The following is a 9,939-nucleotide window of genomic DNA, read 5'->3' as shown; positions in this document are numbered from 1 at the left end:
ATCCGCTCCGGGGAAATCGTATGTTTTTGTAGGATGGTCCGTACCGTCGATATTGATGTTTAAGGCCAGATAAATAAAGTGAAGGTTTTTATTTCCTTTTGCTTCAAATTCACGCTGCCACAGATAACCTGTCAGGATTCCGAAATGGTCATCAATCTGGTAGCCGAAACCGCCATATACCCTGTTTCTCGCGAAAGTAGGCTTCATAGGACTTACCAGGAAGATTTCGTCATATGCATTGGCGAAAACAGTTCCTTTTTTAACAGTTTTTGCATTCAGGGGAACACTTACGTTCAGACGGTATCTGTAACGCATTCTTTGAGAACTTTTATCCGTGTCGGGTTCGTAAAACCAACTTTTTTCTATACGGAAACGGTTTTCAAACTTAACGATTCCTTTTTTTAAATCGATCACGTCCTGCAGCCAAACCCTGAACTCCTCCCTGCTCAGGCTGTGTTCCTTATAATTTACATACCTCCCAAGACCTACGAAAGGCTTGTGATTTTTAGTCAGGTTATAGCCTACTCCCCCTTTGATTTCGTAATAATCGGGATAGGTATAATCTTCATTTCCTCTAAGCTGACCTTCTGCATAGAGGAAAAATTTAGGATGAAACTTATAGGTTAAAGTCACTGCATTGAAGCTGGAAACGTGTTCCTGTGCTTTAAAAAAAGGTATACTCAAAAGTAAGCTCAGACTTAAAAAAAGTTTCATAAAAAATTTTTGCAAAAGTAAATTATTTAACAATTTGTTAATATTAATTTTCATTCATTTTGAATTTAACATTTACTTAATATTAATCGTATATGAGAAGCCTAAATGGAACCATCTCTGAGGCATCTCAACCCCAAAAGCTTCCGTATATTTTGTATCCGTCAGATTATTGATGAGTACATAAACAGAAAAGTCTTTTTTGGCGAAGCTCAGTTTTTCATCAAGAAGATTATACGTTCCCAGGTTCATTCTTTCGTTATATCTGTAAACCAGCTCATTCGTGAAATATTTTAAGAACCTGGTTTCAAGCTTTGCAACCACCTGATGTTTCAGATTGTCGAGAATATATCTTGACACAAATTCATTGGGTTCTTTTATTTTGCTGTCCAGATAGGTGTATCCAGCCGTATATTTCAGCCAGTCAAAAACCCTGTGGCTCAATTCTACTTCAACTCCTTTGGTATCTATTTTCCCTACATTCTGGGCGTACCAGACCGGAGCATTAAGATCTTTTTTTGTCCAGTCTATGGAATTTTCAGAATTCCTCATAAATCCGCTCACCTTTGCTAAAATCCCGCTGTTTTGATACTGATACCCGATTTCAGATGATATGGCATTCTCCGGAAGCAGGTCAGGATTTCCCTGCTCCGTTTTGCTTACATAATAAAGGTCTGTAAACGTCGGAACCCTGTGAACTCTTGCAATATTTCCGTAGATCTTATTATTCTGATCAAAATTATATCCCACATCCAAACCGGGATAGAAGAAATTTCCTTCTTTGGAATAATTTGCCCACGAAATTCCCGGGCTGATGTTCAGCTTTTTATCCAGTAATGAAAAATGGTGCTCAAAGAAAACCTGCGAAACAAAACGGTTTCTTTCTCCTAAATTATTACTCGCCAGAAACTCCTTCCTAAGCTCAACACCTACTCCTGTAGTTCCCAGTCCCCACTGATAGCTGGAATTCATTTCTCCGCCTACATTGTTGCCGATATGCATATTCCTGTAAAACCCAGGATTACTTCTTGTAAAAACATACATATCCTGCCCTCTTCTCCAATAGGCATTGGAGCTTATTTTCAAATTCCCAAAGGTCTGCTGATGCGCTAAACTGACAATAGAAGCCTGCGTTTCCTCGTATTGTTCGGTAGCTTTGTTAGATGCATAAAAACCGTTGGCCCCGAACTTCTTTTCAGAAAACCCCGCCTGCAGTTTAAGATCTCCGTTTTTAATGTTCAGTTTGCTTTGGTAAAATACATTCCGGATCTCGTAATCCGTATTGTACATATATCCTTGAGATGAAGCAGAATTAGCCTGAAGAGAATTGGAAAATTTTTCATTTCCCAGCTGCGCATTGAAGCCGAAGCCGTAGGTTTCGTAATCTCCGCCGTCAGCACTTATTTTCACCCTTTTTCCGGGGGTTGTTTTGGTAATAATATTGATAACGCCCGCATAAGCATTCTGCCCGAATCTCCTGGCAGCCGGGCCTTTTATGATCTCGATCCTTTCCACATCATCCATATCTACAGGAATGTTCATGGAATTGTGTCCCGTCTGGGAATCATTCATCCTGATCCCGTTCAGCAACAGCAAAACCTGTTCAAAAGAACTTCCTCTGAAACCGATATCACTCTGTACTCCATTTGCTCCTCTCCTTCTGATATCCATTCCCGGAACCTGCTGAAGGACTTCGTCAATGCTTTTTGCAGGAGAATTTGCGATATCTTCCTTCGTAATTACAGTAATATTCTGATTAGCGCTTTTATAAGGTGTGGAGATAAATTTCCCCTGAAATTCAATACTTTCAATATCTGTCGCTTTTTCCTGTGCATGGGCACAAAGCATTGATCCCAATAAAAATATGCTTCCAATCTTCTTGATCATAATAGTCCTAATTTTTGCTCTTAATCAGTTTCTTTAATAACGGCTTCAAAAGTAAGGGAGTTCCCGAAGACAGGCAAATGATAGATATCATAAAAACAGATGCAGTAATGGTATACTGCATCTGTTTGTGGGAAGTACTTTTCTATCTTTTTCTCATTAAATGTGTAACAAGATCTCTGAATAACTTTCTCATTTCTATATTACATATTTATGAATACAATTTTAAATAATTTTAAAACACAAAACAATAGTAAAATAAAAAATATAACGAAAATCATAAAATAATTGAAAATATCATAAAAATACACCATTAATACAAGCTTACAGCTGATAATTATTTATTCTAAAAATAGATTTTTATTCCTCAATCATTAAATATCATTTCCTGGTATAACCCGGGATCATGTATTTGAACCGGAGGAATATTTAAGCGCCTTATTTTCACTAAAATTTCGTAATTTTGTAGGTCTTAATTTTTAGATGCTAACAATCTTTTTTAAGGATAAAAAAATGGCCAAAACAGTAGAAATAGATATAAAAAAACAGATCTTCGTTAAGAATGCCCATCTTAATAATCTGAAACATATAGACGTTCTGATCCCGAAGAATAAACTGATCGTCATCACCGGAGTTTCCGGAAGCGGAAAATCTTCTCTGGCATTTGATACGATTTATGCAGAAGGACAGAGAAGATATGTGGAAAGTTTAAGTTCCTATGCACGGCAGTTTTTGGGTAAACTGGAAAAGCCGAAAGTGGACGACATCAAAGGACTGGCTCCTTCCATTGCCATTCAGCAGAAAGTGATTTCGTCCAATCCCCGTTCTACGGTAGGAACTTCTACCGAGATCTATGATTATATGAAACTTCTTTTCGCAAGGATCGGGAGAACATTTTCTCCGGTTTCGGGGGAAGAGGTGAAAAAGGATTCTGTTTCTGATGTGATTGATTTTATAAAAGCTTCAAAAAAGGATACTTCATTTTTACTGACAGCCCCTTTGGAATATGATGCAGATAACTTTAAGGAAGCCCTGAATGTTTTAAAGCTGGCCGGTTTCACAAGACTGGAGATCAATGGTAATGTAGCCGGTATTGAAGATCTGGAAAGCTTCGGTTTTATCCCTGAAAAAGGAATGATCATTAATCTTGTGATTGACCGTTTTTCTTATGAAGAAGACGAAAGTTTCCTTCAAAGGCTGGCAGATTCTATCCAGATGGCATTTTACGAAGGCCATGGCTATTGTGCTCTGAAGGATGCCGATACCGGAAAAGTAAAAGAATTCTCCAATAAATTTGAGCTGGACGGCATGGAGTTCCTGGAGCCGAATGTTCATTTTTTCAGTTTTAATAACCCTTACGGAGCATGTCCGGCCTGTGAAGGCTATGGAAAAGTAATCGGGATAGACGAAGATCTTGTCATTCCCAATAAAACCTTATCCGTTTATGAGGATGCAGTTGGCTCCTGGAGAGGTGAAAGCATGAGTGAATGGAAAAAATCATTCATCAAAAAAGCAGGTGACTTCCCTATCCACAAACCTTATCACCAGCTGACCAAAGAACAGAAAAACTTCCTGTGGAAAGGGGACGGAAAAAGCAGCTTTCCTTCCATTAATAATTTCTTCAAAATGCTTGAAGAAAACCTGTACAAAATTCAGTACCGCGTGATGCTTTCAAGATACAGAGGCAAAACACTCTGCCCTACCTGTGAAGGCCTGAGACTGCGTGAAGAAACAAGCTGGGTAAAAGTAGACGGTCATAATATCCAGTCCATGATCGAGCTTCCGCTGGATGAATTATATCCTTTAATAGACAGTCTGAAGCTTTCTGAACATGATCAGGATGTTGCCAAAAGATTATTGTATGAGATCAAAACCCGCATCGAGTTTTTATTAAAAGTAGGTTTAGGATATTTAACTCTGAACAGAACCTCCAATACGCTTTCCGGCGGTGAAAGCCAGAGAATTAACCTTGCTACAAGTTTAGGAAGTTCTTTGGTAGGATCTATCTATATTCTGGATGAACCTTCTATCGGGCTTCACTCAAGAGATACGGAAAACCTGATCGGTGTTTTGAAGAATCTCCGTGACCTTGGAAATACCGTAATTGTCGTTGAACACGATGAAGACGTTATGAAAGCGGCTGATTATATTATAGATATTGGCCCGGAAGCTGGCTATCTTGGCGGTGAACTGGTATTTGCGGGAGATTATCATGATCTTAAAAATGCAGATACGCTTACTTCAAAATATCTGACCGGAAGAATGGAGATTGAAGTTCCTAAGAAGCGCAGAAAAGCTAAGGAATGGATCCACATCAAAGGAGCAAGACAAAATAATCTGAAAAATATAGATGTAGATGTTCCCCTGGAAAGCCTTACGGTAATCTCGGGAGTTTCCGGAAGCGGAAAATCTACACTGATGAAGGAGATTTTAACCAACGACATCCAGATCCAGCTTGGAATGGGTGGCAAAAAGGGAGATTATGATTCTGTAGAATTTCCAAAGAAACTGATTAAAAATATTGAGCTGATCGACCAGAATCCTATCGGGAAATCTTCAAGGTCCAATCCGGTAACTTATCTGAAAGCCTATGACGACATCAGGGATCTTTTTGCCAAGCAGAAAGTGTCTAAAATGATGGGTTATAAGCCTAAACATTTCTCCTTCAACGTAGACGGAGGAAGATGCGACGAATGTAAAGGTGAAGGCGTGATCAATGTTTCCATGCAGTTCATGGCAGATATCGAGCTGGAATGTGAAGTATGTAAAGGCACACGTTTTAAAAGCGAAATTCTGGAAGTGAAATTCGATGAGAAAAGCATTTCCGATATTCTTCATATGACAGTTGATGAATCTTTGGAATTCTTTAAAGACAATAACGAAGAGAAAATTGTTACGAAACTTAGACCGCTTCAGGAAGTAGGTCTGGGTTATCTGCAGTTGGGGCAAAGCTCTTCTACCCTTTCCGGAGGTGAAGCACAGCGTGTGAAACTGGCTTCATTCCTTGTTAAAGGAGTTACTACAGATAAGACTTTATTTATCTTTGATGAACCCTCCACAGGATTGCATTTCCATGATATCCAGAAGTTATTGAAATCATTGCAGGCTTTGATTGATCTTGGGCATTCTGTAATCGTCATCGAACATCAGCCTGATATTATCAAAAGTGCAGATTATATTATAGACATTGGCCCTGAAGCCGGAAAATACGGTGGTGAAGTTGTTTTTGCGGGAACTCCGGAAGAACTGGCGAAGGATAAAAAATCGCATACAGCAAAATACATCAAGGAAAAACTTGAAAACTAGATATAAATAGAGAGCTTTGTGGCTCTCTATTTTTTTATTAATTACTTTGTTCTTTCTTTTGTTTTTTTGCCACTGATGCACAAATGATTTTGATGCTTTTCAGTTTAGGCTTTACTTGTTGATATTATACAGGAACGGGCTCTGTTTAATGTAGGTTCTGTCATCAATCTGTGACACCAGAAATTCCGACAGATCTGCCGCACTGATTTTCTCACCTATACAGTCTTCCAGATTGGCTTCCGTTTCGAAATGTTCAGAAGTTGGAATAATCAATGGAAGCCTCACCAGCGTCCAGTCCAGGTTACTGTTTACAAGAATTTCATATTCATCCTGTTTATCTTTTGTAATCTTTGGGTAATTCTGATACATCCAGTCTGTTGCGGCCTTTACCCTGTCGCTTTTATGATCAAAAGGCGTATCGACGTTCAAACCGGTGATGCTAATGTATCTCTTGATCCCATGAGAATTCATGGACTGTATAATATTTTTTGCAGCATCCGTGAATATGGACTTTTCTCCCACAGGCTGCCCTATTTTACTGATGACCGCACTGCAATCCGTAATGAGTTGGTGCACCGCCTCAAAATCTCTTGCATCTCCCTGTACGATCTCGATTAAAGGGTTTTTAACGGTAAAATTTTCAGGATTTCGCAGTAATAGTTTCATAGGATATTTTCTTTTCAGAAGTTCCTGAACAAGATAATTTCCGGTTTTTCCCGTGCCGCCTATTACGGCAATTTTATTTGTTTTCATAATGATCTCTTTTGTTTGTAAAATATGATGCAATGATGAACAAGGAATAATTCATCCGTCCATTGACCAATTTTTCTTTTAACATTAAATAAATAGTAAAATCAGGCTCAGATGATTTTGAACCTTAGGGTTTCAAGCACTTAGAAACGCGCTTGACAGTGATGATATTTATAAAGAGATATTAATAGTCCAAATATAGCAATTTAACCTGAGCTATCTGAATTCAGGTTAATTTTAACATCTTTTTATCTTCAAAAGAATTCTTCCGTTATTCCATAAAATATTCACTAATTTTCATCCCGTTAATCTGAACAAATACTATGAAATATAAAATCCTGCTCACTTCTGTTATCGTTTTTTCATTATATAGCTGCACATCTAAAAAAAATATCCGTTCAAATAAAACTTACGAAACAAAACTGGACACGTTAACCTTATTTGATAAAAGCCGGAACCGAAAGATTCCCATTGCATTCTATAGCCCGAAAACAGATCAAAAAATCCCTAAACAGCAGGTCATTATCTTCAGTCATGGCTATGGTGCCAATAAAGGCGGTGATTATTTTGTGTATTCTTACTTAACTCAAAAACTGGCTTCAAAAGGATATTTTACGGTAAGCATCCAGCATGAGCTTCCAACCGACGAACTGATTCCAATGGATGGAAAACCACAGATCGTAAGAATGCCTTTCTGGGAACGGGGTGCTGAAAATATTTTATTTGTTTTGAATGAGCTTAAAAAGACCAGGCCGGACCTTGATTATAAACACCTGACCATGATCGGCCATTCCAACGGCGGAGATATGACCGCTTTGTTCGCCAATAAATACCCTGCGCTTGTGTATAAAGTTATTACCATGGACAACCGAAGGATGTATCTTCCCAGGACTTCTCTTCCTAAAATATATACCCTCCGTTCCAATGATTATCCTGCTGATGACGGTGTGCTGCCGTCACCTGAAGAACAGCAAAAGTACCACATCACAGTACAGCCCACCAATATCAACCACGGACATATGGATAATAAAGGGAGTGACAGTGAAAAAGAATTACTGAATAGTCTGATACTTAAATATATTGAGCAACAATAACTTACATACTTATCCACAATAAATTGTGGATAAGTTGTGAATTTTAACATTAAATTCATGTTTCGTATTGAAAATAGTATTAAATTTACTATGTAATACAACTGAAATGAAATCATTTTTTGCTTTTTTCAGCTTTGAAATTGCAATTAAATTTGAAATAAAAATTTAAGCACAGCATTGTCGGCTGTGCTTTTTATTGTTGTCTAATTAAAAAAATGAGATGTATTTATCTACTGGATCCGCTTCTAAAGAGCGGATTCTTTTTTTGGTTCTGCCCCAGTTGCTGTCATGTATAGACTCAGTAAATCATGGAAAATAACCGTAATTGTTGGAAAATCTTTTATTTATTCAAATTAATTAGTATTTTTATTTTTTTAAGGCCTCATAGTTCAACGGATAGAATAGAAGTTTCCTAAACTTTAGATCCAGGTTCGATTCCTGGTGAGGCTACAAGACCGGAAACTCAGAAATATAATATTAATTGATTAGTAACTAATTTTATCAACTATTAATCATAAAAATAATCGATATTTTTTTATCGTTCAACCTGATAAAATCATAATCGCTCTAATAAAACCATTGATTTTAATACACATTTTGATCTTGTGGAAATATTAGATACTGAGGATTTTTACCCTAAAGCCTTTACAGATTTTAAAAATGAAGATTTCTTTACGTATTTAAATTTTGGAAAATATTATTTAAATGAAGAACTTCTTAAAGATGATTATCGATCCATGTTCAAAAGCTTACAGGTTTAGAGAATCAAACGAAAGGTCAAGCTGGTACTTTTGTATTTGGATCGGCAGTTTTTCTATTCTGTGCTCCCGATTTTCCTGCAGACCGTTCGCAAGTGTCAAACTGTATTGGCCTTGACCATGGTCTTTTTTCTGAAATCAAAGTTCGTGGTCTTTCCGAGAACGGTAAATGCGATGACTCGTCTATTTCCAAACAGCAAAAACATAAATGTGATTTGTGTTCTTTATAAATAGAACTTATAAGGACTATCGCTTGAAGATATACTGTTGTTATAATATAAAGTCCTGCGACAGATCGATAGACCTCATTCAAGATGTTTGAACTTTCTTTTAAGCGTATAAAAACGAAATAATATCCGATCGTACCATAATGCCAACAATAAAAAGAAGGAGGGAATAAAGAGTGTCTTTAATTCAAAATACCTATATCCGAATCCGCCCAGCATGCTTCCGAAAAAAAAACAGCCAATAATGATCAATTTTTAAAAAATACTTCTATTCAATTTTATAGACTCTGATTTTTCTTTAAAGAAAAATAATTTGGAAAGATCCATACCAAGATCTGTAAAGAGACCTGTCAGGTGAGTCGTTCTTACAACGGATTGAGACACTCTGGTTACCAATGCATTTTGTAACCCCATCGCAAAGAGCAAGGCTGAAGATATAACTATAGATAATGATTGAGTCCCATTATTAGACAAGAAAGAAGAAAAACTTATAGGTATTCCTGGCATGAGCTATACGAAACACTTTCCGAGATTACTGATCTCAAGGTCAGATTGACTATAATTGCCGATTACGTTGCGCATTATGTACGTGAAATGGATACTGCTGCCCAGCCGCTTATTGATGGCGAGCATTACTTTTACAACCCTGCAACCCATCCGGTGAAAGCCATTGCATCGGACGCTAAATTAACCGAGCGGACCGTCCAGATTCGGTTTCAGAAGTATGCCGGCTATTCCCCTAAGGAATTATTGCGTTTTTTAAGATTTAAAATGGTTATTGCCCAACTTATCAATACCCAGGAAAAAATGCCCGATATGTTTGAGATCGTAACAGCATTTAATTACCATGACCAAAGCCATCTTATTAAAGACTTTCAGCAGTTTTTAGGTACAACACCGCAACAGTTTATAAAAGATTTAAAGGGAAAAGAATTTTTTACCGTAGGCTCAGGTCCCAGAAGCCCGGACGTAATTGAATAATTTTTTAGTAGTACTTTTCGGGACGTTCGTTTTCTTACAATGGCCGTAAACAATCATAATGTAGTTTTGCTTTAGAAATAAATAATATTCTAAATCTTAAAATTATGACCCACACCATCTTAGGTGCCAATGGTACCATCGCTACCGAACTTATACCTGTATTAAAAAAGCACAATGTAAACATCAGGCTCGTCTCAAGAACACCTCAAAATATTGAAGGCACAGATC

The 9,939-nt window shown here is 37.4% G+C and carries 7 protein-coding genes and 1 tRNA gene; 4 read left to right on the top strand and 4 right to left on the bottom strand.

Annotated features, from left to right (window positions below; genetic code table 11):
• Window positions 1-714 (bottom strand): DUF2490 domain-containing protein (locus IX38_RS21665; protein WP_051885012.1); only part of this gene is annotated, 714 nt, incomplete at its 3' end.
• Between the two features lie 72 nt (window positions 715-786).
• Complete coding sequence (locus IX38_RS21660; protein ID WP_034708157.1) at window positions 787-2,598, bottom strand: TonB-dependent receptor plug domain-containing protein; 1,812 nt, start codon at window positions 2,596-2,598, stop codon at window positions 787-789.
• Window positions 2,599-3,108: 510 nt separating this feature from the next.
• Here IX38_RS21660 and uvrA point away from each other — a divergent pair.
• The gene (gene uvrA, locus IX38_RS21655) at window positions 3,109-5,901 is read left to right on the top strand and encodes an excinuclease ABC subunit UvrA (protein ID WP_034708158.1); all 2,793 of its coding nucleotides are present in this window, start codon (window positions 3,109-3,111) and stop codon (window positions 5,899-5,901) included.
• 111 nt (window positions 5,902-6,012) lie between these two features.
• Here uvrA and IX38_RS21650 read toward each other — a convergent pair whose 3' ends face one another.
• Window positions 6,013-6,654 (bottom strand): NAD(P)-dependent oxidoreductase, encoded by a 642-nt coding sequence (locus IX38_RS21650; protein WP_034708155.1) that lies wholly within the window; start codon window positions 6,652-6,654, stop codon window positions 6,013-6,015.
• Between the two features lie 320 nt (window positions 6,655-6,974).
• On the opposite strand from IX38_RS21650, the gene IX38_RS21645 reads away from it, so the two are divergent.
• Together IX38_RS21645 and IX38_RS21640 are read left to right on the top strand one after the other, a co-directional pair.
• Entirely contained in the window at window positions 6,975-7,745 is a 771-nt protein-coding gene (locus tag IX38_RS21645) for an alpha/beta hydrolase family protein (RefSeq protein WP_034708154.1), read from the top strand.
• Between the two features lie 378 nt (window positions 7,746-8,123).
• Window positions 8,124-8,195, top strand: a tRNA-Arg gene (locus IX38_RS21640).
• A gap of 790 nt (window positions 8,196-8,985) precedes the next feature.
• Here IX38_RS21640 and IX38_RS23545 read toward each other — a convergent pair.
• Window positions 8,986-9,144, bottom strand: a complete 159-nt coding sequence (locus tag IX38_RS23545) for a DUF1275 family protein (protein WP_394331199.1) — start codon at window positions 9,142-9,144, stop codon at window positions 8,986-8,988.
• A 39-nt stretch (window positions 9,145-9,183) separates the two neighbouring features.
• Here IX38_RS23545 and IX38_RS21635 point away from each other — a divergent pair, with 39 nt between their 5' ends.
• A complete protein-coding gene (locus tag IX38_RS21635) occupies window positions 9,184-9,711 on the top strand; it encodes a helix-turn-helix domain-containing protein (protein WP_228378026.1) in 528 nt (175 codons plus the stop codon).
• The last annotated feature ends 228 nt before the right edge of the window (window positions 9,712-9,939 follow it).

It is taken from the genome of Chryseobacterium luteum, from assembly GCF_000737785.1.
Lineage (GTDB): Bacteria > Bacteroidota > Bacteroidia > Flavobacteriales > Weeksellaceae > Chryseobacterium > Chryseobacterium luteum.
The sequence above is the reverse complement of the archived record's forward strand: the minus strand, read 5'-3'. Positions and strand labels throughout refer to the sequence as shown.

Coding starts and splice junctions, on each gene's coding strand:
- IX38_RS21660 (WP_034708157.1), bottom strand. CDS start 2,598: ATGATCAAGAAGATTGGAAGCATATTTTTATTGGGATCAATGCTTTGT.
- uvrA (WP_034708158.1), top strand. CDS start 3,109: ATGGCCAAAACAGTAGAAATAGATATAAAAAAACAGATCTTCGTTAAG.
- IX38_RS21650 (WP_034708155.1), bottom strand. CDS start 6,654: ATGAAAACAAATAAAATTGCCGTAATAGGCGGCACGGGAAAAACCGGA.
- IX38_RS21645 (WP_034708154.1), top strand. CDS start 6,975: ATGAAATATAAAATCCTGCTCACTTCTGTTATCGTTTTTTCATTATAT.
- IX38_RS23545 (WP_394331199.1), bottom strand. CDS start 9,144: ATGGGGTTACAAAATGCATTGGTAACCAGAGTGTCTCAATCCGTTGTA.